Source organism: Caulobacter sp. FG121 (genome assembly GCF_057809815.1).
Window position 1 is genome coordinate 238,986 of record NZ_JBMDKR010000001.1, and the last position, 24,023, is coordinate 263,008.

At 69.0% G+C, this 24,023-nt stretch carries 17 protein-coding genes; 5 read left to right on the forward strand and 12 right to left on the reverse strand.

Annotated elements, in window-relative coordinates:
• Positions 1-11: 11 nt before the first annotated feature.
• Positions 12-1,679 (reverse strand): energy-dependent translational throttle protein EttA, encoded by a 1,668-nt coding sequence (gene ettA, locus ACODSL_RS01260; RefSeq protein WP_488898809.1) that lies wholly within the window; start codon positions 1,677-1,679, stop codon positions 12-14.
• A gap of 157 nt (positions 1,680-1,836) precedes the next feature.
• Between ettA and ACODSL_RS01265 the strand changes: the two genes are divergently transcribed.
• Complete coding sequence (locus ACODSL_RS01265) at positions 1,837-3,396, forward strand: amidase (RefSeq protein ID WP_488898810.1); 1,560 nt, start codon at positions 1,837-1,839, stop codon at positions 3,394-3,396.
• Positions 3,397-3,401: 5 nt separating this feature from the next.
• On the opposite strand, the gene ACODSL_RS01270 is transcribed toward ACODSL_RS01265, so the two are convergent.
• The 4 genes from ACODSL_RS01270 to ACODSL_RS01285 form a co-directional block, all read right to left on the reverse strand.
• Positions 3,402-4,784, reverse strand: a complete 1,383-nt coding sequence (locus tag ACODSL_RS01270; RefSeq protein ID WP_488898811.1) for a hypothetical protein — start codon at positions 4,782-4,784, stop codon at positions 3,402-3,404.
• Positions 4,781-6,253, reverse strand: coding sequence for a tetratricopeptide repeat protein (locus tag ACODSL_RS01275; RefSeq protein WP_488898812.1), 1,473 nt, complete (start codon positions 6,251-6,253; stop codon positions 4,781-4,783). Before ACODSL_RS01275 ends, ACODSL_RS01270 begins: the two co-directional genes overlap by 4 nt.
• A 345-nt stretch (positions 6,254-6,598) precedes the next feature.
• Positions 6,599-7,828, reverse strand: coding sequence for an acyl-CoA dehydrogenase family protein (locus ACODSL_RS01280; protein ID WP_488898813.1), 1,230 nt, complete (start codon positions 7,826-7,828; stop codon positions 6,599-6,601).
• Between the two features lie 17 nt (positions 7,829-7,845).
• Positions 7,846-8,961, reverse strand: a complete 1,116-nt coding sequence (locus ACODSL_RS01285; protein ID WP_488898814.1) for an acyl-CoA dehydrogenase family protein — start codon at positions 8,959-8,961, stop codon at positions 7,846-7,848.
• Between the two features lie 377 nt (positions 8,962-9,338).
• Between ACODSL_RS01285 and ACODSL_RS01290 the strand changes: the two genes are divergently transcribed.
• Both ACODSL_RS01290 and pepN read left to right on the forward strand, forming a co-directional pair.
• A complete protein-coding gene (locus tag ACODSL_RS01290; protein WP_488898815.1) occupies positions 9,339-9,914 on the forward strand; it encodes a hypothetical protein in 576 nt (191 codons plus the stop codon).
• A gap of 91 nt (positions 9,915-10,005) precedes the next feature.
• Complete coding sequence (gene pepN / locus ACODSL_RS01295) at positions 10,006-12,585, forward strand: aminopeptidase N (RefSeq protein WP_488898816.1); 2,580 nt, start codon at positions 10,006-10,008, stop codon at positions 12,583-12,585.
• Here pepN and ACODSL_RS01300 read toward each other — a convergent pair.
• Positions 12,582-13,508: an EamA family transporter gene (locus tag ACODSL_RS01300; protein WP_488898817.1), complete on the reverse strand. Its 927-nt coding sequence runs from the start codon at positions 13,506-13,508 to the stop codon at positions 12,582-12,584. The genes pepN and ACODSL_RS01300 overlap by 4 nt on opposite strands.
• Positions 13,509-13,753: 245 nt before the next feature.
• Between ACODSL_RS01300 and ACODSL_RS01305 the strand changes: the two genes are divergently transcribed.
• Together ACODSL_RS01305 and ACODSL_RS01310 are read left to right on the forward strand one after the other, a co-directional pair.
• Positions 13,754-16,252 (forward strand): sensor histidine kinase, encoded by a 2,499-nt coding sequence (locus ACODSL_RS01305; protein WP_488898818.1) that lies wholly within the window; start codon positions 13,754-13,756, stop codon positions 16,250-16,252.
• 73 nt (positions 16,253-16,325) lie between these two features.
• A complete protein-coding gene (locus ACODSL_RS01310) occupies positions 16,326-17,570 on the forward strand; it encodes a tyrosinase family protein (RefSeq protein WP_488898819.1) in 1,245 nt (414 codons plus the stop codon).
• Positions 17,571-17,591: 21 nt separating this feature from the next.
• Here the strand turns inward: ACODSL_RS01310 and ACODSL_RS01315 are convergent, their stop codons facing one another.
• The 6 genes from ACODSL_RS01315 to ACODSL_RS01340 form a co-directional block, all read right to left on the reverse strand.
• Positions 17,592-18,137, reverse strand: coding sequence for a periplasmic heavy metal sensor (locus tag ACODSL_RS01315; RefSeq protein WP_488898820.1), 546 nt, complete (start codon positions 18,135-18,137; stop codon positions 17,592-17,594).
• The gene (locus tag ACODSL_RS01320) at positions 18,134-18,550 is read right to left on the reverse strand and encodes a hypothetical protein (RefSeq protein WP_488898821.1); all 417 of its coding nucleotides are present in this window, start codon (positions 18,548-18,550) and stop codon (positions 18,134-18,136) included. Before ACODSL_RS01320 ends, ACODSL_RS01315 begins: the two co-directional genes overlap by 4 nt.
• A gap of 4 nt (positions 18,551-18,554) precedes the next feature.
• Positions 18,555-19,106: an RNA polymerase sigma factor gene (locus ACODSL_RS01325; protein WP_488898822.1), complete on the reverse strand. Its 552-nt coding sequence runs from the start codon at positions 19,104-19,106 to the stop codon at positions 18,555-18,557.
• Positions 19,107-19,162: 56 nt separating this feature from the next.
• Positions 19,163-19,609, reverse strand: a complete 447-nt coding sequence (locus tag ACODSL_RS01330) for an EF-hand domain-containing protein (protein WP_488898823.1) — start codon at positions 19,607-19,609, stop codon at positions 19,163-19,165.
• 62 nt (positions 19,610-19,671) lie between these two features.
• On the reverse strand, positions 19,672-22,560 hold the full coding sequence (locus tag ACODSL_RS01335; protein WP_488898824.1) for a bifunctional [glutamine synthetase] adenylyltransferase/[glutamine synthetase]-adenylyl-L-tyrosine phosphorylase: 2,889 nt from the start codon (positions 22,558-22,560) through the stop codon (positions 19,672-19,674).
• A gap of 40 nt (positions 22,561-22,600) precedes the next feature.
• A complete protein-coding gene (locus tag ACODSL_RS01340) occupies positions 22,601-24,007 on the reverse strand; it encodes a sensor histidine kinase (protein WP_488898825.1) in 1,407 nt (468 codons plus the stop codon).
• Positions 24,008-24,023: the final 16 nt, after the last annotated feature.

Below are 24,023 nucleotides of genomic sequence, written 5' to 3' on the forward strand. Positions count from 1 at the left end.
CGGGCGACGCCCTAGCGGGTGAATTTCTGGAACTTGATGCGGTGCGGGATCAGGCTGTCGGCGCCGAGGCGACGCTTCTTGTCTTCCTCGTACATCTCGAAGTTGCCCTCGAACCACTCGACATGGCTGTCGCCCTCGAAGGCGAGGATGTGGGTGCAGAGGCGGTCGAGGAACCAGCGGTCGTGGCTGATGACCACGGCGCAGCCGGCGAACTCTTCCAGCGCCTCTTCGAGGTTCTGCAGCGTCTCGATGTCCAGGTCGTTGGTCGGTTCGTCGAGCAGGATGACGTTGCCGCCGGTGGCCAGGGTCTTGGCCAGGTGCACGCGGTTGCGCTCACCGCCCGACAGCTGGCCGACCTTCTTCTGCTGGTCCCCGCCCTTGAAGTTGAAGCTGCCGACATAGGCGCGGGTGTTGATCTCGCGCTTGCCGACCATCATCACGTCGGTGCCGCCGCTGATCGCCTTCCAGACCGTGTCATTGGCCTCCAGGTCGTCGCGGCTCTGGTCGACATAGGCCAGCTTGACCGTCTCACCGAGACGCACGCTGCCCCGGTCCGGTGTTTCCTGACCGGTGATCAGCTTGAACAGCGTCGACTTGCCGGCGCCGTTGGGGCCGATCACGCCGACGATGCCGTTCGGCGGCAGGCGGAAGCTCAGGCCCTTGAACAGGACCTTGTCGCCGTACTCCTTTTCGAGGTCGGAAACCTCGAGCACGGCGTTGCCGAGGCGCGGGCCCGGCGGGATCTGGATCACGGCGTGGGTCTGGGCGCCGCGGGCGTTCTCCTGCTCGGAGACCATCCGCTCATAGGCGGCCAGGCGGGCCTTGGACTTGGTCTGACGGGCCTTGGCGTTGGAGCGGACCCACTCCAGCTCCTTGGTCAGGGCGCGTTGGCGCGACTCCGACTCGGACTGCTCCTGCACGACGCGCTTCTGCTTCTGCTCCAGCCAGCCGGAGTAGTTGCCCTCGTAGGGCACGCCCTTGCCGCGATCGAGCTCGAGCGTCCAGCTGGTCACCTGGTTGAGGAAGTAGCGGTCGTGGGTCACGAGGATGACGCAGCCGGGGAAGGCTTCCAGGTGGTGCTGCAGCCAGGCCACGGACTCGGCGTCCAGGTGGTTGGTCGGTTCGTCGAGCAGCAGCATGTCGGGCTTGCTGAGCAGCAGGCGGGCCAGCGCCACGCGGCGCTTCTCACCGCCCGACAGCTTGGTCACACCACTGTCGTTGGGCGGACAGCGCAGGGCGTCCATGGCCATCTCGACCTTGCTGTCGATGTCCCAAAGGTCGCCGGCGTCGATCTTCTCCTGGAGGGCGGTCATCTCCTCCATCAGCTCGTCGGTGTAGTTCTCGCCGAGCTCCATGGCGATCTGGTTGTAGCGGTCGACGGTCAGCTTCTCGTCGCACCAGGCGATGACGTTTTCCCAGACGGTCTTGCTGTCATCCAGATGCGGCTCCTGCTCGAGGTAGCCCATCTTCACGCCGTCGGCCGCCCGGGCCTCGCCGCTGAACTCCTTGTCGATCCCGGCCATGATCTTCAGCAGGGTCGACTTGCCCGAGCCGTTGACGCCGACGACGCCGATCTTGGCGTCCGGATAGAACGACAGCCAGATGTTCTCGAACACCTTCTTGCCGCCGGGATAGGCCTTGGTCAGGCCCTGCATCTGGAAAATGTATTGCGCGGCCATAGGGGTCGCTCGCTCTCGTCTGATCGGAATGGGGGTCGGCGCGGGATGTAGCGACCAGGGGCCGGAAAGGCAACGCCCGCGCCTCGAGGCGGAACGGCGGACTTGCCAACCGGCCATGACCGGCGGAACCATCGAAGCGTTGTTTCAGGAGTCCCGAATGCGCCCTCTCCTTCCCGTCGCCCTCGCGTTGACCCTCGCGACGCCGGCCCTTGCGGCGCCGGCCGTTGACGTCGCCGACAAATCCATGACCGAGCTGCAGGCCGAGGTCGCCGCCGGCCAGGGCGCCTACGCCCGTGACGTCCGGGCCTACCTCGCCCGCGGCAAGGCGCTTGATCCCCAGCTTCGCTCGATCATTGCGTTGAACCCGCAAGCTGTGGCCCAGGCCCAGGCGGCCGACGCCCGGCGTGATGCCGGCAAGGGTCCGTTCGGCCCCCTCTTCGGCATGCCGATCCTGGTGAAGGACAATATCGAGACGCTGGACCCGATGGCGACCACGGCCGGCTCGCTGGCGCTGGCGGGCAACGTCACGGGGCGCGATGCGCCGGCGATCGCCCGGCTGCGGGCGGCGGGCATGGTGATCCTCGGAAAGACCAACCTGTCGGAGTGGGCCAACATCCGCTCGGACGACTCGCTGAGCGGCTGGAGCGCCGTCGGAGGTCAGGCGCGCAATCCCTACGACCTGGCGCGGTCGACCTGCGGCTCCTCGGCCGGCAGTGGCGCGGCCGTGGCGGCCGGTCTGGCGGCGGCGGCGATCGGGACGGAGACCGACGGCTCGATCACCTGCCCCTCGGCGGTCAACGGACTGGTCGGACTGAAGCCAACGGTCGGCCTCGTGTCGCGCACCTTCATCGTACCGATCAGCGCCAGCCAGGATACCGCCGGTCCGATGACCCGGACGGTGACCGACGCGGCCAACCTTCTGACTTTCATGGCCGGCAGCGACCCGGCCGATCCGGCCACCGCCGAGGCCGACGCCCGCAAGAGCGACTACGCCACGGCCCTCGATCCCAACGCGCTCAAGGGCGTCAGGATCGGCGTGATGCGCTACGCCGCCGGCTTCCACAAGGAAACGGACGCGGTGTTCGAACAGGCGCTGGCCGCGCTCAAGGCCCAGGGCGTCACGCTGGTCGACGTGCCGAGCTTCCCCAACCGCGACAAGATCGGCGCGAACGAACTGGTGGTGCTGCTGACGGAACTGAAGGTCGGGATGAACGCCTATCTGGCCTCGACCGACCCGGCGAAGGTCAAGACCCGCACCCTGGCCGATGTCATCGCCTTCAACCGCGCCAACACCGACCGCGAGATGCCGCTGTTCGGCCAGGAGCTGTTCGAGCAGGCGGAAAAGACCGGCGGCCTGGCTGATCCCGCCTACATCAAGGCCCGGGATGATGCGCGGCGCATGGCGGGTCCGGACGGCATCGACGCCCTGTTGAAGACCTACGACGTGACTGCCCTGGTCGGACCGACAATGGGGCCGAGCTGGCTTATCGATCCAGTGCTCAAGGATCGCTACGTGGGCGGTGGCGCGGGCGGCGCGGCGGCCGTCGCCGGTTATCCTCACCTGACCGTACCGATGGGTCAGGTGGGCGGACTGCCGGTCGGCCTGAGCTTCGTCGGTCCGAAATGGAGCGAAGCCCGGCTGCTGGCCTATGGCTACGCCTTCGAACAGGCCACCAAAGCCCGCAAGCCGCCGGTCCTTGCGGCCCCGGCGCCCTGACGGCCCTAGTTCCGGCGGAACACGCCGCGGCGCTTGGGCGGCGCCGGCTGGGCCGGCGGCGGGATCGGCGGCTGGAAGGTCGGCACGCCATCGCGTTGATAGCCGCGGTCATAGGCGTCCGCTTCCCACCAGTCGCGATAGGGGCTGGTGTAGATGCTGTCATCGCGGGCCGCTGACGGCAGCTGGCTCGGCCGCTGGCAGAACTCGCCATCCGACCAGTTCCGGGTCCAGCACTGGTCGTAGTAGACGTAGTTGAACTCGCGAACGACCTCGACCCCCGGCTCCAGCCAGATGGCCCGGTCGCTCCAGCCATAGATCCGGTTGCGGCGCAGGGCGGCGCGGCCCGTCGAGGCGTAGATGCCGACTTCGCGGGCGCCGATCACGGACTCGCTCAGAGACAGGTCGCCGTCCGACACGACGCCGACGGTGTTGCGGCAGAAGCGGCTGCGGCTGGCGTCGACGATCGAGGCGCGGTCGAGGTGCAGGCCGTTGCGCCAGCCACAGACCATGCTGTTGTCGATCTTGAGCGCGCCCGACCCGCTGCGCTGGCCGTGGACCATGATGCCGTTGCCGGCGGGCAGACCGGCGTCGCGGCCGAACACGCCGCTCTGGATGATACGGCTCTCGCCGACGCCCGGCGTCAGGTCGAGACCGGCTTCCTCGCCGAGAATGCGGCTGCGGTTCATGTCGATCAGGCCGCCGTCGACGACCACGGCCGCGTCGAGCGTCCGCGCGTCGATGAAGCTCTCGCTGAGGATCAGCTTGCCGCCGGTGGCCAGCACCGCGGTGGTGTCGCCCCAGTAGCGGATCACGGTGCGAACCAGGGCCACCTTGGAATCCCAGGTCTCCAGGCAGCTGGCCCGGCCACCGTGTTCGGTCGTCAGCACCATGTCGCGGATCTCGACGCCGTCGACGTTGCTGTTGACCTTGATGCAGTTCTGGCCGTCCGGCGGCGCGATGGTCGCGGGCTTGCCGGCGCCTTCGTCGAAGATCGAGGCGCCCTGCCCCACGATGGTCACCGGATGGTCGATCCAGACGCTCTCGTGGCAGACGCCGCGCACATACAGGGTGCCGTAGTCGGCCAGGTTCTGCAGGCCGTCATTGATCGGCGTGTCGCCTTCTTCGGCGTTGGTGCAGTCCGCGGTCCAGCTCATGGCCGTGCGGTTCGACGGCCAGTAGGGCCGGCGGTCGGGGCGATACTGGTTGTAACGGCCGCGATCGGGACGCCAGCGCGGACGCAGCGGCGGCGCGATCAGCCCGCCGAAGTTGGGGCGAATCTGGGCGTCGATGCCCGCGGCCTGATCCGGGAAGGCTTCAGCAGGACTGACCGTGGCGAGCAGGCTCACCGCGGCGCCCGAGACCAACAGGAAACGAGTCAGCGTGTTCATCGGTCATAGTCCCTGTCGCGGGGTGTCGGCCGGCTCGGACGCGACACCTGGGCCAGCACCTGCTGGAGGCGTCCCACGGACGGCTTGAAGCCCGAAAGGGCGGAATCAATCTGGTAGACGACGGCCTTGGCCTTGTCCTGGTCGGCCACGCCGGCGACGCCGAGCGAGAAGTAGGTGGACATGGCGTACTTGGCCTCCGCCGAGCCCTGACGATCGGCCTCGGCGAACCAGTGGAAGGCGCGTGCGTAGTCGCGCGGCACGCCGACGCCCTCGGCATACATCACCGCCAGCACCAGCTGCGCCTTGGGCGAACCGTTGACGGCGGCATACTGGATCACGCGGACCTTCTCGATCGGCGTCAGGACGCCGGTCTGCGGCCGGGCGATACGCGCCTGGAAGTCCTGGATTTCCTGCGGGTACAGGGCGTCCTCGGTGGTCGCGGCCCGCGTCGCGGCGCGCAGATAGTACAGCGCCTCGCCAATGTGGACGAACGGCAGCTCGCGAATCCGTCCCAGCGCGGCCTGCTGCGCATCGCCGATCTGGTCACTCTCGTCGGAATGAGGCACGCCCGAGGACGGCGATTCCGGCGGATAGAACTCGTAGGGCGGGATCCAGCGCTTGGCCTTGGCCTCGACGTACTGCCCGACCGTCGCCCGCTCCGGCGAGGATCGCTCGAAGTCCTTCAGCATCACGTAGGCGCCCACATCCCCGGTCTGAACGGCGAGGAAGTTGTACAGGTAGGCGTCGACGTCGTTGCGCGGGAAGAGATTGAGCACCTGCGGCGTGCCGGGCTTGTAGGGTTTGCCGCGGGCCATGCCGGCCTGCGGATTGTCGGACGGCTCGCCAAAGGGCCCGAAGAAGTTGTCATGCATCCGCGACAGCGTGCGGAAACCCGGGGCGCCCTGGGTCGACAGGATGTAGATCACGCGACCGCGGACCTTCTCCTGCTCCTCGGAGGACATTTGCGACAGCAGCCGGTCCAGCGACCGGTAGGCGGTGGCCCGTTCGACCGCGCGGCAGTCGTCGTAGCGGGAAATGGCCTTCTGCTCGCCCTGCGGCGAACGGCGGCCATAGGCGGAGATCGGCGCATAGCCGTCGCCGTTGGACAGCGCCACGCCGTACCAGACGGCCGCCTCGACCGGGTCTTCGAGATTCTTGTCGGCCGCCTTCGCGCCCTCATAGCGGCGCGCCAGCTCGAGCTGGGAGAAGAAGTCGCCGGTGAAGGCGCGGCGACGCAGGACGCGGATCTCGAGTTGCTGGGTGTTGAACTGCGGCGCAACGCCGGTCGGAATCTGCGGTCTGGGACAGGCGGTGTCGCCCGGCTTGCCGAAAAAGCTGTCCGCGCCGGTGTCGCAACCGACCAGGGGAATCACGACCGCGGCGATAAGGGCCACGATTGAAGCGCCGCGGATCAGCGGGCCCTGCGCCGTCCCGTACGGGCGGCCAATGGCGTCGCTGGTCTCGTGCATACTGTTACCCCCGTCCAGCCCGCCGTTAACCATTCGGCAACGTGACTCTTCGCAGGGCTCCCGTGGGAGTCAAGCGCGCCCACGCGGCGGGAAGCCCAACAATCCCCAAGCACGTGACGAGAGTGAACAGGGTTCCCCCAACAGGCGAGCGATTGGGTGGCAAAACCGCCACAGAGTCTGTTTTCTGGACCAGTCGACCTTTCCGGACTGATCGGAAAGACCGTTCTTCTCTGGTCCAGGGCGTCCGTGGAAGAATCGCTTCCCGGCCAATTTGCCGCAGCCGACGCCAAACAGAAAAGGGCGCGACCTGCGCCGCGCCCTTCCTGTTTGACTGCCGTGTCGGGATCAGCGGCCCGTCGGCATGTCCTTGAAGGCCACGTCCTTGTCGACGCGGACATCGCCCGGCAGGCCAAGAACCCGTTCGGCGATGATGTTCTTCAGGATCTCGTCGGTGCCGCCGGCGATGCGCAGGCCGGGCGCCCACAGCAGGGACTGCTGGAACGCGGCCTGCATCGGCGCCTGGGCCGGATCGACGAGGATGCCGTACTGGTCCTCCATCTCCACGCCCTGGTTGGACATGTCCTGCATCTGGTTGGCGGCGATGATCTTGCCGATCGAGCTTTCCGGTCCCGGGGTCTGGCCACGCGACAGCGCGGTCATGGTGCGGAAGCGGGTCAGCTTCAGGCCCTCGGCCGCCACGTACCAGTCGGCCAGCTTCTCGCGGAAGGCGCCGTCCTTGATGGCCGCGCCGCCCGGACCGGTGACCTGGCGGGCCAGGTCCATGATCGTCTTGTAGTCAGGGCCCGAAGAGCCGCCGACGGCGAGACGCTCGTTCATCAGGGTGACCAGCGCGACCTTCCAGCCGTCGCCGACCTCGCCCAGACGCTGGCTGTCCTTGACCCGCAGGTCGGTGAAGTAGACCTCGTTGAACTCGCTGCCGCCCGAGGCCTGGTGGATCGGACGCACCTCCACGGCCGGATCGTGCATGTCGATCCAGAACATGGTCAGGCCCTTGTGCTTGGGCACGTCGGGGTCGGTGCGAACCAGCAGGATGCCGTAGTCGCAATACTGGGCGCCGGTGGTCCAGACCTTCTGGCCGTTGATCACCCACTCGTCGCCGTCACGGACGGCCTTGGTGCGGGTGGCCGCCACGTCGGAGCCGCCGGCCGGTTCCGAGAACAGCTGGCACCAGATTTCCTCGCCGCGCATCGCCGGACCGACGAAGCGGGTCTTGGTCTCGGCGTCGGCGAAGGCCATCACGGTCGGGACGCACATGCCCAGGCCGATGGTGAAGTAGCCGTAGTTCACGCCGACCTTGGACTCTTCCTGGCCGAAAATGACCGACTGCAGCGGCGTGCCGCCGGCGCCGCCCCACTCCTTGGGCCAGGTGATGCAGGCGTAGCCGGCCTCGGCCTTCTTGGCCTGCCAGGACTTGGCCATCGCCATGTGCTCGGGGCTGTTGGGCCGGCGACCATTGGCGCTGGCGTTACCCTTGTGCTCGGCGGCGTTCTTTTCCAGCCAGGCGCGGGCTTTCTCGCGGTAGGCGGCTTCTTCGGGGCTGTCGTTGAAATCCATGATCGTTCCTCCCCGGCTTACGCCGCGTTCCTGCGTTCAAGCTGGCTGACCAGCCGTTCCTTCCAGACCTTCGGCGCGCCGGCCACCAGGCCGAGTTGCCGCGAGCGGCGGTAGTAGAGATGGCAGTCGACTTCCCAGGTGAAGCCCATGCCGCCGTGCGTCTGGATGTTTTCCTTGCTGCCGAACCAGTAGGCCTCCGACGCGGCGATGCGGGCGGCCGAGGCGGCGACAGGTAGCTCGGCGGCGTTCGTGTTCAAGGCCCATGCGCCGTAGTAGGCGTTGGAGCGGGCGACCTGGTTCTTGACGTACATGTCGGCCAGCTTGTGCTTGATCGCCTGGTAGCCGGCGATGACCCGGCCGAAGGCGTAGCGGCCCATGGCGTAGTCCTTGGCCATCTCGAGGCACTTGTCGGCGCCGCCGGTCTGTTCGAATGCCAGCAGTACGGCCGCGCGATCGAAGATCTGTTCGGTCAGGGTGAAACCTTCGCCGGCCGCGCCCAGGCGGGTCGCGGGAGCGCCGCTGAAGGTCAGCTTGCCGACGCCGCGGGTCGGGTCGAGGCTTTTGAGCGTCTCGCGGCCGACGCCTGCGCCGTTCAGGTCGACCAGGAACAGGCCGGCCTTGCCGCCCTCGTTCGCCAGCACGATGGCCAGATCAGCGATGTCGCCGTCGGTCACCGGGATCTTCACACCGGTCAGCTTGCCGCCGTCGACCTTGCAGGCCAGGTTCGACGCGTTGACCACGCCCGGCCCCTCCGAGGTGGCGAAGCAACCGATCAGTTCGCCGCCGGCGATCTTGGGCAGCAGGTCGGCCTTCTGGGCGTCATCGCCGGCCAGCATGATGGCCTCGGCGGCGAAGAACACCGTGGACGCGAAGGGGATCGGCGCGACGACGCGGCCCATCTCCTCGGCGATGGCGCAGAGCTCGATGTGGCCCAGGCCCAGACCACCGAATTCCTCGGGGATCGCGGCGCCCAGCCAGCCCTGTTCGGCCACGCCTTTCCACAGGTCGGCGTCGAACGACACGTCGTCGTTGTCGAGCACCTTGCGGACGGCGGCGCTGGTGCAGCGCGCCTCCAGGAACTTTCGCGCCTCGTTCTTGAGGAACTTCTGGTCGTCGGAATAGTCGAAATTCACGTCTCTCTCCCGGTGGCGCCTCTTTGCGTGGTTCGAGACGCTCGCCTGGGGGCTCGCTCCTCACCATGACGAAATCGGGGGCGACCCGGGTGCTCGTCATCCTGAGGAGCCCCGGACGAGTCCGGGGCGTCTCGAAGGACGCAGGGCGTTTGTGCGAACCTTCAGGCGCGCAATGTAGCGGCGTTTCCGCGTGGGGAAAGATTGACCTCGCGTCAATGAATTCAGGTTCTTATGCGACGAGCCCAGCCTTCCCGGTCGCGACCTTCCATCGCGACCGGTGAGAAGGCTGGCCAAACTTAGAGTCAGAGCGCGGCGGGCGGCGAAACCGGCTTCCACTTTCGCCTGCCGCGCTCTGGGCAGAATGATGGCGCGGGTGCATGGCGAAGGCCGTTTTTCAGAAGAACCAGAAAGTGTGGGTCGAGAGCGTGGGCGCCTGGGCGACCATCGACCGGATCGTGCCGATCTGGGCCAAGGGCTTCGACGAGCCCGTGCGTGTAACCTACGACGTCGGCCTCGGCCGCGAGTTCCACGCCCATGAACTGCGCCCCGAGGATCGCGTCGAGGACGCCGACGGCGTCCTGCCCGGCGACGGATGGCGGCTCATGCGGGCCAAGAACAAGTGGCAGCAGGAGGGCGACTGCGCCCACCACCCCTTCCCCGGAACCTATCCGATCGTGGTCACCGACGAGGCGGACTGGGGCGGCTGGCGCACGCCCGGCGCGGAATACGACCGCGATCCCAACAAGATGGAGCGCCAGGCCCGCCTGATCGCGAGTGCGCCGCGCCTGCGAGCCATCGCCCGCGAACTGATCGCCATGGTCTCGGAGTCGCCGGAAGACGCCCCGCCCGCCGTCGCCGAGCTGGCCCGCCGCGCGGCGGCCATCGAGCGCTATGTCGAGGAAGTGCCTGCCGCGGCAGCGGCGACGCCGGAGCGTGCCAGCGACGCTGCGTGATCCCGGCCACGCCAGCAAGTCCGGTGTCGGGACACGCGTTCTTCATCTGCCGCCCGTGGCGCGTCGGCCCGCACGACGCTAGATACTCTCCATGCGCACAGAAACGCCCCAGCCCGTCCGCCTGGCCGAATACCGGCCGCCCGCCTATCTGATCGACGAGGTCTACCTCGACTTCGCGCTCGAGCCCGCCGCGACGCGGGTGAAGGCCCGGCTGACGGTCCGCCGCAACGGCGACCACGCGGATCCGCTGGTGCTCGATGGCGAAGGCTTGAAGACTCTCGCCGTCATGGTCGGCGGCGCCCCGCACCCGTTCGAGGCGACGCCCGAGACCCTGACCCTGTCGGACCTGCCGGACGCCTTCACGCTGGAAACCGAGGTGGAGATCGACCCGAAAGCCAACACGGCGCTGATGGGCCTCTACATGTCGGGCGGCCGGTTCTGCACCCAGTGCGAGGCCGAAGGCTTCCGCCGCATCACCTGGTTCCTCGACCGCCCCGACGTCCTGGCCCGCTACACCGTGCGCATGGAAGCCGACACGACGTTCCATCGCCTGCTGGCCAACGGCAATCTGGTCGAGAGCGGCCCTGCCGGCGACGGTCGCCACTACGCCGTCTGGAACGACCCCTTCCCCAAGCCCTGCTACCTGTTCGCCCTGGTGGCCGGCGAGCTCGACGAACTGGTCGACAGCTTCGTCACAATGACCGGCCGCACCGTCGACCTGCGCATCTATGTCGACCCCGGCATGTCGGCCCGCGCCGAATACGCCATGGACAGCCTCAAACGGGCGATGAAGTGGGACGAGGAGGCGTTCGGCCGCGAGTACGACCTCGACCTGTTCATGATCGTCGCCGTGCGCGACTTCAACTTCGGGGCCATGGAGAACAAGGGCCTCAACATCTTCAACTCCGCCCTGCTGCTGGCCGACCCGGCGACCGCCACGGACATGGACTACGAGCGCATCGAGAGCGTCGTGGCCCACGAGTACTTCCACAACTGGACCGGCGACCGGATCACCTGCCGCGACTGGTTCCAGCTCTGCCTGAAGGAAGGCCTGACGGTCTTCCGCGACCAGTCGTTCAGCGCCGACATGCGTGGCGAGGCGGTGCAGCGGATCAAGGACGTGAAGGCCCTGCGCGCCCGCCAGTTCTCCGAGGACGCCGGTCCCCTCGCCCACCCCGTCCGGCCGTCGAGCTACGTCAAGATCGACAACTTCTACACCGCGACGATCTACGAGAAGGGCAGCGAGGTTATTCGCATGCTCAAGACCCTGCTGGGCGCCGACGCCTTCCGGGAGGGTATGGATCTCTATTTCGACCGCCACGACGGCGAGGCGACGACCGTCGAGGCCTTCATCCAGTGCTTCGCCGACGCGTCGGGCCGGGACCTGGGTGATTTCTTCCGCTGGTACGAACAGGCCGGCACGCCGACCGTCGACCTGACCAGCCATTTCGACGCCGACACCGAGACGGTCTCGATCACCCTGCGCCAGTCGACGGCGCCGACGCCCGGCCAATCGGACAAGACGCCCTTGCCGCTGCCGATCCGTCTGGGTCTGCTGCACGACGACGGCCGGCCGATGGGCGAGGAATGTCTGATCATTCTCGAAGAGGCCGAACGGACCATCCGCCTGCCTGCCCCGAGCCGGCCGGTGATCTCACCATTGCGCGGCTTCTCGGCGCCGGTGAACCTCAAGACCGACGCCCCGGACAAGGACTACTACGTCCTTCTGGCCGCCGATCCGGACCTGTTCAACCGCTGGGAGGCCGGTCAGGGCCTGGCCCGGGACCTCATTCTAAAGCGCGCCGCGGGTTCCCCCGACGAGGTGGCCGAAGAGCGGTTCGCCGAGGCCATGGGCCGGGCGCTCGGCGACCAGGCGTCGGATCCGGCTTTCAAGGCCCTGCTGCTGTCGCTCCCGTCGGAGGGCGACCTGTCGCTGGCCATGTCGCCGGCCGATCCGATGGCCATCCATGACGCCCGCGACTTCCTGCGCGCCCGGCTGGCCGTGCATCTGGGCGACGAGCTGCGCCGTCTGCATGGCGGCCTGACCGACGCCGGCCCGTTCTCTCCCGGCGCCGAAGCCGCCGGCCGACGCGCCCTGCGCAACGCCGCGCTGGACCTGTTGTCGGTCGACCCCCACGCGGCCAACGCCGAGATCGCCGCCAACCACTTCGAGACCGCCGCCAACATGACCGACGCCATCGGCGGCCTGGCGGCCCTGATGGAACTGGGCGGCAAGGCCCGCGACAAGGCGCTGGCCGATTTCCACACCCGCTGGAAGGACGAGCCGCTGGTGCTCGACAAGTGGTTCGCCATCCAGGCCCGTGAGTCTTCGGAGGAGGCGCTGGGCCGGGTGCTCGGGCTGACCGTCCATCCCGACTTCGACCGCCGCAACCCCAACCGCCTGCGGGCGCTGGTCGGGACCTTCGCCAGCTACAATCCTGCCCGGTTCCATGATCCGTCAGGCGCCGGCTACCGGTTCCTCGCCGACCAGATCATCGCCACCGACGCGGTCAACCCGATGACCGCAGCCCGCTTCGTCGAGCCTCTCGGGAGCTGGCGCCGCTACAGGCCCGATCTCGGCGCCCTGATGCGCACGGAGCTGGAGCGGATCGCGGCGGTCGAGGGCCTGTCGAAGAACGTGTTCGAACTGGTGACGAAGGCCCTGGTTTAGGGAACCTCTCTGTTGGCTCGATTGGGGGACACGTACCTGCGGTACATGTCCCCTAGCCTCGGCCAGAAGGTGTTCAGCGCCAGCCCGGCCATGACCAGGCCGGCGGCGGCCAGCTTCCAGCCGGGCAGCGCCTCGTGCAGGACCACGGCAGAGGCGGCCATGCCGAACACCGGGACCAGCAACGACATCGGCGCGACCGTCGCGGCGGGATAACGCGCGAGCAACCAGCCCCAGACGGCGTAGCCGAACATGGTGTTGCCGACCGCCTGCCAGACGACCGCCGCCCAGGTCAGGGCGTCGGCGCGCATCAGGCCGGTCCGGATCGCGGGCCAGCCCTCGAAGATCAGCGAAAAGGCCAGCAGCGGCGGGATCGAGAACAGGCTGGCCCAGACGACATAGGCCAGCATGTTCACCCCCGGCGTCCGGCGCGCGACGAGGTTGCCCCCGGCCCAGCTCATCGCGGCGACCAGCACCAGGGCGATTCCCAGCGGCGTGGCGGACCCGTCCGTGCGCCAGATGATCACCCCGATGCCGGCGGCGGCCAGCGCCAGCGCCGCGTACTGAAAGGTCCGCACCTTTTCGCCAGTGATCCGCATCGACAGGGCGATGGTGAAGAACACCTGGGTCTGCACCACCAGCGAGGCCAGACCCGGCGAGATATGACCCTTCATGGCCAGGAACAGCATGCCGAACTGGCCGGCCCCGATCAGCACGCCGTAGGCCGCCAGATTGCGCCAGGGCACGTCAGGCTTTTTCAGAAACAGGGCCGCCGGCAGAAAGGCGACGCTGAACCGCAGGGTCGCGAACAGCAGCGGCGGAAGATGGTCCAGTCCGACCCGGATCACCACGAAATTGGTCCCCCAGACCGCCATGACAGCCAGCGCCAGCAGCGCGTGTCGCAGGGACAGGGAGGTCGGGGTCATCGCGGGAAGATCTCCGGTCGTCGAGCGTCTGGTCTAGGCGCTTGAGCGCGGTTCGACACCGCATTTCTGCTGGCGTCATAATCAGCATTCCTGCCCGTTTCGCGGCGGAGTGTGAGTCCTCCGCACCACGGAGTGCGGCCATGTGACCGGGACAGGGGACAATTCGACCATTCGTCCGTGACGCGATGACTCCGCTTCCGTAAGATTCCCCTCACGGGGTACTGACTCGGGTTTGGGGAAACAGGTTGGCGGGCAAGCGTCGCAAGGCAGGAAAGGCCGGCGAGCCATCCTTTGCCGCGTCGCAGAGCCGTGCCCCGTCGGGCGCCTTCGTGCGCATCGCGATTCTCGCCGCCGTCGTCATGCTGGCGGTCTTCGCGGCCGTCGGCATTGTTCGCTATCAGCGTGGCTGGGTGCTGACGCCCGGATCGGGCGGTCCCGACGCCGCCGCGCAGATCCTCGCGGCCAGGCTTGAGGCCCGCGTCGCCCAGCGGGGCGGCGGTCTGGCGGCGGGCGTCGAATTGCTGGGCCGTTCGCCCGATGGCCCGATTGACGCCGCCGAGAGCATCCTGCGCGCCGCCGGTCCAGGGGTGTCCGCCGCGGCCGTGGTCAATGCCGAAGGCATCGCCGCCGTGGCCGGCCGCGCCGACGCCGCCGACTGGAAGGGTGCCGCGCGCCTTGCCCAGGCCTCCGGCAAGAGCCTTTGGGTCGGCGTCGCCGCCGGGGACCCCGGTCGCCTCTACATGGCGCGCGTCGTGCCGGGACGCGCCGTGGTCCTGACCGCGGAGGATCTGGCGAAGCTGCCGCTATTCCCGTCGGCCCGGGGGGCGTCGGCCATCGCCACCGCGGACGGACGCCTGCTCATCGGCGCCGGCGACGGGGGCGTCAACCAGGCCAGCACCGTGTCGGAGGCCTTCGGACTGCCGGCGACCGATCTCCGGACGGACACCCTTGTGCGCGGACGCCGTCCGGACGGCGCGCTGGTCGACATCGCCACCCAGCCGGCCGCCGGCGGTGGTCTCGTCGCCGTGGCCGGGGCCCCGCCGGTCGGTCCCCTCGAGGCCAACCAGGAGCGGATCAACGGCATCGTCTCCCTGCTGGTGCCGCTCGGCATCGGCATCGCCCTGGCCCTGTTGCTGTTCAGCCAGAGCCGCAAGGCCGAGGCCGCCCAGCGCGCTTTCATCGAGAGCGAACAACGCTTCCGGATGGCCGTCGAGGCCGCGCGCTGCGGCATCTGGGAATGGGACCTGGTCGGCGACCAGGTGTTCATGTCGGATGTGACGGGCGTGATCTTTGGCTGGGGCGGCGGCGGCGTCGTCAGCGGCCAGGAAGTCCTTGACCGCGTTGCCCCTGATCATCGCGAGCGCGTCCGGCAAGCTCTGGCCCACGCCGCGGCGTTCGGCGCCTTCGATGTCTCGTTCCGCGTGCCGGATCGCCAGGGCGGCAAGTCCATCTGGATCGACGCCCGCGGCCAGGGCTTCGGCCAGGCCGGCGTTGACGGCCATCACCGGATCATCGGCGTGGCCCTCGACGTCACCGAGGAGCGGCTGGCCCAGGCAAGGGCCCAGGCCGCCGAGAACCGCCTGCGCGACGCCATCGAAAGCGTCTCCGAAGCCTTCGTGCTGTGGGATCGTTCGGGCCGGCTGCTGATGTGCAACCGCAACTATCGCAGCATCTTCAATCTGGAACCCAAGATCCTCAAGCCGGGCGCAGCGCGCGACCACGTGAACCGCTTCGTCCAGCTGGCCATCAAGCAGGAAATCGCCGGCCCCGACGGCGTGCGCGGCATTCGCGAGGCAGAACTGATGGACAAGCGCTGGGTCCAGATCTCGGAACGCCGCACGGCCGAAGGCGGTCTGGTCATGACGGCGACCGACATCTCCGCCGTGAAGGCCCAGGAAGAGGCCCGTCGGCTCAACGAGGAGCAGTTGCAGAACGCCGTGGTCAGCCTTGAGCGCAGCCAGGAGCAGCTGGCCGAGCTGGCCCGCAAGTACGAGAACGAGAAGGTTCGCGCCGAGGCCGCCAACAAGGCCAAGAGCGAGTTCCTCGCCAACATGTCCCACGAGCTGCGCACGCCGCTCAACGCGGTCAACGGCTTCAGTGAGATCATGATCGCCGAGATGTACGGCCCGCTCGGCGACCCGCGCTACAAGGAATACGCTGGCGACATCCACAACAGCGGCCAGCACCTGCTGGCCCTGATCAACGACATCCTCGACATGTCGAAGATCGAGGCCGGCAAGATGAACCTCAAGTTCGAGCCGCTGAATCTGGAAGAGGTCACCGAGGACGCCGTGCGGCTGGTGCGCAACCGCGCCGAGGCGGCCGGCCTGTTCCTGACGGTCGACTTCCCGTTCCTGCCGGAGATCGAGGCCGACTATCGCGCCGTCAAGCAGGTGCTGCTGAACCTGCTCAGCAACGCGATCAAGTTCACGCCCCGCGGCGGTCGGGTCACGGTCCGCGCCGAGGTCCGCCAGGATACGTTGGGCGAGCGGGTCCGGGTCTCGGTCTCGGACACCGGCATCGGCATCAGCAAGGACGACCTGTCGCGCCTGGCCCAGCCCTTCGAACAGGTCGAAAGCCAGCACAGCAAGACCACCCAGGGCACGGGTCTCGGTCTCGCCCTGACGAAGTCGCTGATCGAGCTGCACGAAGGCGCGCTGGAGATGGACAGCACCCCGGGCGAAGGCACCACGGTCAGCTTCATCCTGCCCATCCGCCGCCTGCAAGGCGTCATCGCGGCGTAGGCCAACGCCCTGCGGGTGAACAGGTTTGACACCCTCTCCCCCTCCCGTTCCAGTCTCCTCGTGTGGGAATGCAATGACACTGGATCGGCGGCACTTTCTGGCGGGGATCACGGCGGCGGGCGCCGCCGGCATTCCGTTGGCCGCGCCGGGCTCCTCCGCCGGTGGGGTCCGCGTTCGCCGCCCGATATCGACCCTGTCGCCGGATGATCCCGACGTCGCGGCGCTGCGGCGCGCCATCCCGTTGATGCGAAAATCCGGCGCCTGGGAGGCGCAGATCGCGCTCCACAGCGACATGCGCAATCGCCAGCACACCTCATGGCGCTTCCTGCCGTGGCATCGCCTGCAGGTCCTCCGCTTCGAACAGATCGTCGCCCGCTACAGCGGCAAGCGTGACTTCGCGCTGCCCTACTGGGACTGGGCCAACGATCCCTTCCCGTCCCTGTTCTACGAGGATCCGGTGTTCAGGATGCCCGGCAGGGTCGCGCCGCGCGGCATGGTCATGAACAGCCGCTGGTACACGGCCCGGCTGGACGATTCATTCGACACCTTCTTCGGCGCGCCACGCGAGAATGCGGGGCCCCGGCATGTCGCAGGCTCCGCCGAATGGGGCGGCCACAACCTGATGCACGGCTTCGTCGGCGGCGACATGAACGACCTGATGCGCGCGCCCAACGATCCGATCTTCTGGCTGCACCACGCCAACGTCGACCGCGCCTGGACGCTCTGGCGCCGACACAATCCCGACGCCGTCTATCCCCAGGCCTGGCAGGAGGAGGTGCTGTCCGGCCTCATTGATGCGGACGGGCAGCCCGCGCCGTCGATGACCGCCGGGGCGACCACCGAGACCTTCGCCTTCGGCTATACCTATCCCCATGATCCGTCCGTCCCGCCTGTCGTCGGACGCCAGGGCGTGCGAACCGCCCGACCGGCGCGTCAGACCCTTGAGGCCCGCCGGATCTGGGCCGGCGCCGGCGCACTCGAGATCCCGGCGGCTCTGGCGAACCGCCGGGACGTCCGCGCGGTCGGCTTCATCGAGATCGAGTGCAACCCGCGCAAGTCAGCGATGGTGCTGGTCACGGCGCGCCGGCTGGCGGAGAACCGGGAAGTGTTTCGCGACACCATCTTCGCCATCCCGATGGGCATGTGCTTCGAAGCGGCCGCCTACCGCATCGCGCTCGATGGCCTCTGGAACACGCCGGGGTACGGTCCGCTGGAGCTTCGGGTCGACGTCGGTTCGATCCTGGGCCTGCAACACGGGCGCGCCGGCGCGGTGCTGCGCAGCGTCGTGCTTGAGGTCGAAGAGCCGGGCCGGGCCTGACGGCGCGGGCCGGACGCGGGGTCAGTCGCCCGCTCTGGCCGGCGCGGGCTGCGCCGGATCGCCGCCGGGCTGCCCTGCATCCAGCCGCCGCCGGAATCGCGCGTTGGTCGCCCGGTCCAATATCGCGCGCATGGCCTTCGCCAGCCTGGTCCGTTCCTCGCGCGGCAGGGTCGCCGAATAGGTCACGATGTCCCGTTCGAGACGGGCGCGCGCCGCGAGCTCAAGAGCCCGGGCCCGGTCGAGGTCGGCGTTGACCGCCACAGCGTCGAAATGGTCCGACGCCATCGCGTCATAGGCCCGACGACGAATGGTGCGCGCCTCGCGAACGCCAGCGATGCTGTCCGCCGCAGCCGCGCGCAGGACGGCGTTGAGCGCGGGCCGGTACTCCGGCGAGAGCGCCCGCGCCGAGGCCCACAGCGGGGCAGGTCGGCCCTGCCCCTGGCTCGCCGCCGGCATCGGCTGCATCAGTCGCGGCGCGAGCACCCAGGCTCCCGCGCCCATGCCGACGAGAAACAGGTTCAGCGCCAGCGAGCCGATCAGACCAAAGAGCAGGCCACGTCCGTTCAAGAGTCACCTCCGGCGACATCGGTCAGGTCCGAGCCGTAGACGGTCGCGAGCAGCATCGCATCTTCTCCCGCGCTGGCCACCGACAGGTTCACGCCCAGCATGAGCCCCGCCACGGCGACGGCGGCGAGGCCGACGCCGACGCCGGCTCCGGCGAACCAGCGTTGCACCGGTGCGCGGACCGACCGGGCCTGGGGCGCCGCGTTGAGAATCCGTCGCCGCAGATCCTGCGACGGCGTCAGGCGGGGAGCGGCGTCCATCGCCTCGTCGAGATCCCGGGCCTGCGCAAGCGCCCGGCCGGCCGCGTCCGGCGACGCCGCCAGAAGGGCGAAGGCGGCATCCTGATCCTCGGCCGGCCAGCGGGGGATGGATCCACCGTAGGCCTCCGCCAGGGTCTGGAAACGGTCCAGGTTCATCGCCCTACTCCTTCAGGTCCGCGAGTGTGGCGCGCAGGGCTCTCCGTCCCCGGGCCAGCAGGCTTTCCAGCGCATCCACCGACACGCCCATCAGGGCGGCGGCCTCGATATTGGTCAGTTCCTGATAGTGACAGAGCGTGATCGCCTCTCTCTGTCGGTCGGGCAGGTCGGCCAGAGCCGCGTTGACCCGCGCGCCGGTGTCGCGCGCGATCAGCCCGCGATCGGCCGCCGGACCGGTGTCGACCTGTTCCGGCGGCTCGGCCATCGCCACCTCGCGGCGGCGACGCAAACGGTCGTAACAGAGGTTCAGCGCCACCCGGTGCAGCCAGGTGTCGAACCGGGCCGCGCCCGGGATCCAGAGCGGCGCCTGTTTCCAGGCCCGCACAAAGACTTCCTGGGCCACGTCCTCGGCCTCGGCTGCGTCGTTCAGCATGCGATAGGCGAGCTGCAGCATCCGCGGCAGCTTGCGGCCCACCAGCGCCTGGATGGCGGCCGGGTCGCCGCGCCCTACCCGCGCGATCAGGTCCTGGTCGGGATCGCTTCCGCCCGTCGCCAAACGTCTCCCCACATCGCCAGCGCGCCCCCCGGCCCGCCGCCTGGCGAGCCTTTGAGTCAATGACCGCCGCCACTCCGGCCGCCCATGCCGCCGCTGCGCATCGCCGCCATCTCGCTGGAGCTCAACGAACCATCGCCGTTGACGTCGATACGCGAGAAGCGGCGCTCGACCATCTTCTCGATTTCCGGCCGGGTCAGGAAGCCGTCATTGTTGGCGTCCATCATGCCGAACATCATACCGGCCCGGCCACCGCCGCCCTGACCCTGGCCGGCGCCCGCGCCCTTGGCCATCGCGGCCATCCCGGCTTCCAGTTCGGCCTTCGACAGCTTCCCGTCCCCGTTGGCATCGCCGCGCATCATCATCTTCACCCGGCCGGCCTTGAATTCGGCCAGGCTGACGCTGCCGTCGCCGTTGGCGTCCATGCGCCCGCCCGGGGCGCCCTGGGCCAGCGCGGCGCCGGCGGTCAGGGCCAGCAGGACTGTGGCCAGTGTAATCGTCTTCATCGGTGGCTTGCTCCGTTATGCACCCCGACGGTTCAACGGCCGAACAGCCGGCTTCCGTCGGCTCAGGCCTGTGTGATCGCGTCAAAAGCCGTGCGGGCCCGGACACGGTCCTCCGTCAGGCGTTTCCGCAGGGCTTTCAGGGTTCGCGCGCCGCCGGCCCGGGCCAGAATCGCCTGCAGCCCCTTGGGCTCGGCCTCGGGATCCGCGGAGTCCTCCAGCGCGAGCTTGAGCAGCTGCGACAGGTCCTGCTGCAGGGTCCAGGCCTGGGTCAGGTCGCCCAGCGACGCCGGGTCCCCGAATCCGGCGGCCGACAGCGCGGTCAGGGCGTCGCCGGTGTTCTGGGCCAGCGGTCCGCCCGTCGCGGCATGGACGATCTGCAGATGCTGGGCGGCGAACTCGACATCCACCAGCCCGCCCGGCGACAGCTTCAGGTCCCAGAAGCCGGACGGTGGCCGTTCGGCTTCCAGCAGCGCCCGCATCTCCCGCACATCGGCGGCCGTGCGCGCCGCATCGCGCGGCCGGCGCAGGGCGGACTCGATGGCGCGGGCGGCCTCACCCGCAAAGGCGGGCGAGCTGGACCAGACGACCCGGGCTCGTGTGAGGGCCAGCATCTCCCAGGTCTCGGCCTCGCGATCATAGTAGGTCTCGAAAGCATTCAGACTGACGGCGACCGGACCCTTGCTGCCCGTGGGCCGCAGCTGCATGTCGACCTCGTAGAGCCCGCCCTCCCCGGTTGGCGCGGACAGGGCCGCGATCAATCGCTGGGTGAACCGGGCGTAGAAGGTGTCGGCGCTCCAGCCCTTGGTCGCCGACATCCCGGCGGGATCGGTCGACCGGTACAGCGTCATCAGGTCGAGATCCGAGCGCGCCGTCATCTCCCGGCCGCCGCACTTGCCAAGCGCCACGACCGCGACCTCGCCGTCGAAGGCGCCGCCCTGTCGTTCGGTCTCCGCCAGCGCGGCGGCGGACAGGCCCTTGATGCAGAGGTCGGCCAGTTCCGCGAAGGCGGCCCCCGCCTGGGCGGCGCTGGCCGTGCCGCTCATGACCTGAACGCCGACCCGGAAAGCCTGCTCCCGATGCACCCGCCGGGCCGCGTCCATGGCCTCTTCGAACCCCTCCGCCTCGGCCATCGCGCGGTTGAACCAGGCCTCGCCCTGGCCGGCCTCGAACGGCTGGAAGAAGGCGCTGTCGAGCAGGGCGTCGAGCGCCGCCGGCCGCCGGGCAAGCGTCTGCGCCAGCTGCGGCGCATAGGCCATCACCTCCACGACCAACCCGAACAGCTTCGGCTGGGCGAGGAACAGCGACTGGACCTGCACGCCCGACGACAGGGCGCTGAAGAAGTCGGAGAAACGGTTGAACGCCACGTCCGGCGCGCCAGTGGCCTGTACCGCGTCGAGCAGCCGGGGGGCCAGCCGGGTGAACAGCTCGCGGCCCCGCTCGGTGCGGGTCGCGGCGATCCGGCCGTGATGCCAGCGTCGGATGGTCTGCGACACCTGCGGCGGGTTGGAGAACCCCATCCGCTTGAGGGTCGTCAGCGTCTCCGGATCGTCCTCGACCCCGGTGAAGATCAGGCTTCCGAAGCGCGACGACAGCTCTTCCTCGCCCTTGAACAGGTCGCCGTAGATGGCGTTCACCCCGCGCAAGATCTTCCCGACCGCGGCGTCGAAGCTGCGAAGGTTGTCGTAGCCCCAGAGCGCCGCGACCCGTTTGCGATCAGTGTCGGACTCAGGCAGCCGGTGGGTCTGGTCATCGGCGAGCATCTGGACCCGGTGTTCCAGCGCGCGCAGCGCATGGTAGGCGATGGTCAGCTCGGTCGCGGCCGCCTGGGTCACATGTCCGGCCACCGCCAGCGCGGCCAGGGCGTCGAGCGTGCGGTTGGAGCGCAGGTCCGGATGCCGCCCGCCCAGGATCAGCTGCTGGGTCTGGGCATAGAACTCGATCTCGCGAATGCCGCCCCGCCCCAGCTTCAGGTCCGCGCCCTTGGCGGTCAGCCGGTCATCGACCTTCCAGGCATGGATCTGCCGTTTGATTGAATGGATGTCGGCGATGGCGGCGAAGTCGAGGTTCTTGCGCCAGACGAACGGCAGCAGCTCTTCGAGGAAGGCCTCGCCCGCCGGGATATCGCCGGCCGCCGCCCGCGCCTTGATGAAGGCCGCCCGCTCCCAGTTCTGTCCGACCGATTCGTAGTAGGCGAAGGCCGCCGGGGCCGGCACAGCGGGCGGCGTGGAGGACGGATCCGGCCGCAGCCTCAGATCCACCCGGAACACATAGCCGTCAGCGGTCCGGTCCTGCAGCGTCCGCGCGACGCCATGGGCGATGCGGACGGCCTCGTCGCCGGCTTCAACGCCCTCGGCCAGCGGCAGCCTCTCGGGCTCGTAGAAGAAGGTGATGTCGATGTCGCTGGAGTAGTTCAGCTCGAACGCCCCGTGTTTGCCGAGCGCGATGATCATCAGGCCGGGGATCGGTCCAGCCGGCCCGGGCTCCACGGCGACCAGCCGCCCGCGCTCGATCTCGGCCCGCGCGGTCAGGGCGACAGCGGCCTGAAGTGCGGCGTCGGCGAACCGGGCCAGCGCTCCGGTGACCGCGTCCAGCCCCCAGACCCCGCCGAGATCGGCGATGGCGGTCAGCAGATGCAGGTCGGCCTTCAGCTCGCGCAGCACTCTGCGGCCGACCTCGTCGTCCGGTTCGTTGGCCTGGGCGCGCGCCTGGTCGAGAATGCCCGCGAGGCGGTCGGCGGGATCACTTTCCAGCGTCTCGCGCAAAGCCGCCGGCCGCCGCCGGGCCAGTCCGGCGAGATAGGGGGATGCTCCGAAGATGGGCGCGAGCGCCGGCCAGGCCGCCTCCAGAGCTTCGCCGCCGATCCGCGCCTGCAACAGCTCATGCGCACGCCCGGCCGCCTTGGCGTCGAGAACCGGTCCACAGGGCTGAAGGCGATCCACGAGACGAGTCATGCCGCCAGAGTGCGCGCGCGACGCGTCCGAGGCCAGCGCCCTACTCCACCCGTGGCAGCACGATCGCGACCCGCAGTCCGGGGCCGAAGCCGTCATACTCGCCGGGGCCGTCGTCGAGCTCCAGTCGCCCGCCATGCGCCTCGGCGACAGCGGCGACCAGCGACAGGCCCAGTCCCGAACCAGGCTCACTGCGGCTGTTTTCCAGCCGCACGAAGCGCTGGACCACCCGGTTGCGGTCCTCAAGAGGTACGCCCGGACCGTTGTCCGTGACCGAAAACTCGATCTCGCCCGATGACCGCCGGCGCACGCGCATCATCACCGCGCCGCCGGCGGGCGTGTACTTGATGGCGTTGTCGATGACGTTGGCCAGCGCCTGGGCGAGGATCGGCCGGGCCGCCTTTACGGTCAGCCGCGGGATCAGCTCGGCCTTGAAGTCGATGCCCTTGTCCTCGCACAGCGGCTCGTAGAGCTCGGCCATGTCGGCGGCCAGCTGGCCGGGGTCGAACAGGGTCTGGTCCGGCGCGCTGCCCGCGGCCTGCAGCCGGGCGATGGCCAGCACCGCGTTGAAGGTGGTCAGCACGTTGTCGGCGTCGTCGAGGGCCTGGATCAGCGCCTGTTTGGGATCGCCCTTGCCGGCCTCGACCTCGATCAGCGCCGCCTCCATGCGCGCCCGCAGGCGGGTCAGGGGCGACCGCAGATCATGGGCGATGGCGTCGCCGGCGTGGCGCAGCCCGCCCATCGACCGTTCCAGCCTGTCGAGCATCTCGTTCAGGCCCTCGGCCAGCTCGTCATACTCGTCACGGGCGCCGCGCACCCGGGCGCGCGCCTTGAGGTCGCCGGCCCGGACCGCCGCAATGGTCTCGTTGAGACCGCCCATGTGCCGACTGACGTTGCGGCTGACCAGCACCCCGCCGGCCAGCCCCAGCAGGATCACCAGCGCCCCGGCGCCCCACAGGGCCCGCACGATGCCGGTGACGAAGCCCTCGGACTCGCCGACATCGGCGCCGACGAACAGCACCTCGCCACCCTCGAGCCGTTCCTGCAGCCCGCGCGCGGGTCGTTTCACGGCGCCGCCGTCGGGATCGGTGTCGGTGACCTGGAAGGTCGTCCAGGTCTCGCCGGGGCCGCTGGCCGCGCCGATCGGCGATTCCTCGATGGAGCCGGTGATCTTCTGGCCATGCGTGTCGAGCAGCAGATAGAGGAACGGTCGCTCGCCGACGGCCCGTTCGATCAGCGCCTGGTTCAGCGCGGACGATCCACCGCGACGGTAGATGGCCTCCAGCGAATTCATTTCCCGCCGGATCTCGTCGTCGGCCCGACGGGTCACCTCTCCGGCCGTGGCGAAGTAGGCATAGGCCAGGAACGCCGCGGCCGCGGCCGCGAACATGGCGAGGAACAGCAGCGTCAGCCGGAACGGCGTGGTGCGGAATATCCGGGGCAGACGCATGGGTTCGACGTCCGCG

Bases quoted from the DNA above. Each gene is read 5' to 3' on its own strand.
- ettA (WP_488898809.1), bottom strand. From the start codon at position 1,679: ATGGCCGCGCAATACATTTTCCAGATGCAGGGCCTGACCAAGGCCTAT.
- ACODSL_RS01265 (WP_488898810.1), top strand. From the start codon at position 1,837: ATGCGCCCTCTCCTTCCCGTCGCCCTCGCGTTGACCCTCGCGACGCCG.
- ACODSL_RS01270 (WP_488898811.1), bottom strand. From the start codon at position 4,784: ATGAACACGCTGACTCGTTTCCTGTTGGTCTCGGGCGCCGCGGTGAGC.
- ACODSL_RS01275 (WP_488898812.1), bottom strand. From the start codon at position 6,253: ATGCACGAGACCAGCGACGCCATTGGCCGCCCGTACGGGACGGCGCAG.
- ACODSL_RS01280 (WP_488898813.1), bottom strand. From the start codon at position 7,828: ATGGATTTCAACGACAGCCCCGAAGAAGCCGCCTACCGCGAGAAAGCC.
- ACODSL_RS01290 (WP_488898815.1), top strand. From the start codon at position 9,339: ATGGCGAAGGCCGTTTTTCAGAAGAACCAGAAAGTGTGGGTCGAGAGC.
- pepN (WP_488898816.1), top strand. From the start codon at position 10,006: ATGCGCACAGAAACGCCCCAGCCCGTCCGCCTGGCCGAATACCGGCCG.
- ACODSL_RS01300 (WP_488898817.1), bottom strand. From the start codon at position 13,508: ATGACCCCGACCTCCCTGTCCCTGCGACACGCGCTGCTGGCGCTGGCT.
- ACODSL_RS01310 (WP_488898819.1), top strand. From the start codon at position 16,326: ATGACACTGGATCGGCGGCACTTTCTGGCGGGGATCACGGCGGCGGGC.
- ACODSL_RS01320 (WP_488898821.1), bottom strand. From the start codon at position 18,550: ATGAACCTGGACCGTTTCCAGACCCTGGCGGAGGCCTACGGTGGATCC.
- ACODSL_RS01330 (WP_488898823.1), bottom strand. From the start codon at position 19,609: ATGAAGACGATTACACTGGCCACAGTCCTGCTGGCCCTGACCGCCGGC.
- ACODSL_RS01335 (WP_488898824.1), bottom strand. From the start codon at position 22,560: ATGACTCGTCTCGTGGATCGCCTTCAGCCCTGTGGACCGGTTCTCGAC.
- ACODSL_RS01340 (WP_488898825.1), bottom strand. From the start codon at position 24,007: ATGCGTCTGCCCCGGATATTCCGCACCACGCCGTTCCGGCTGACGCTG.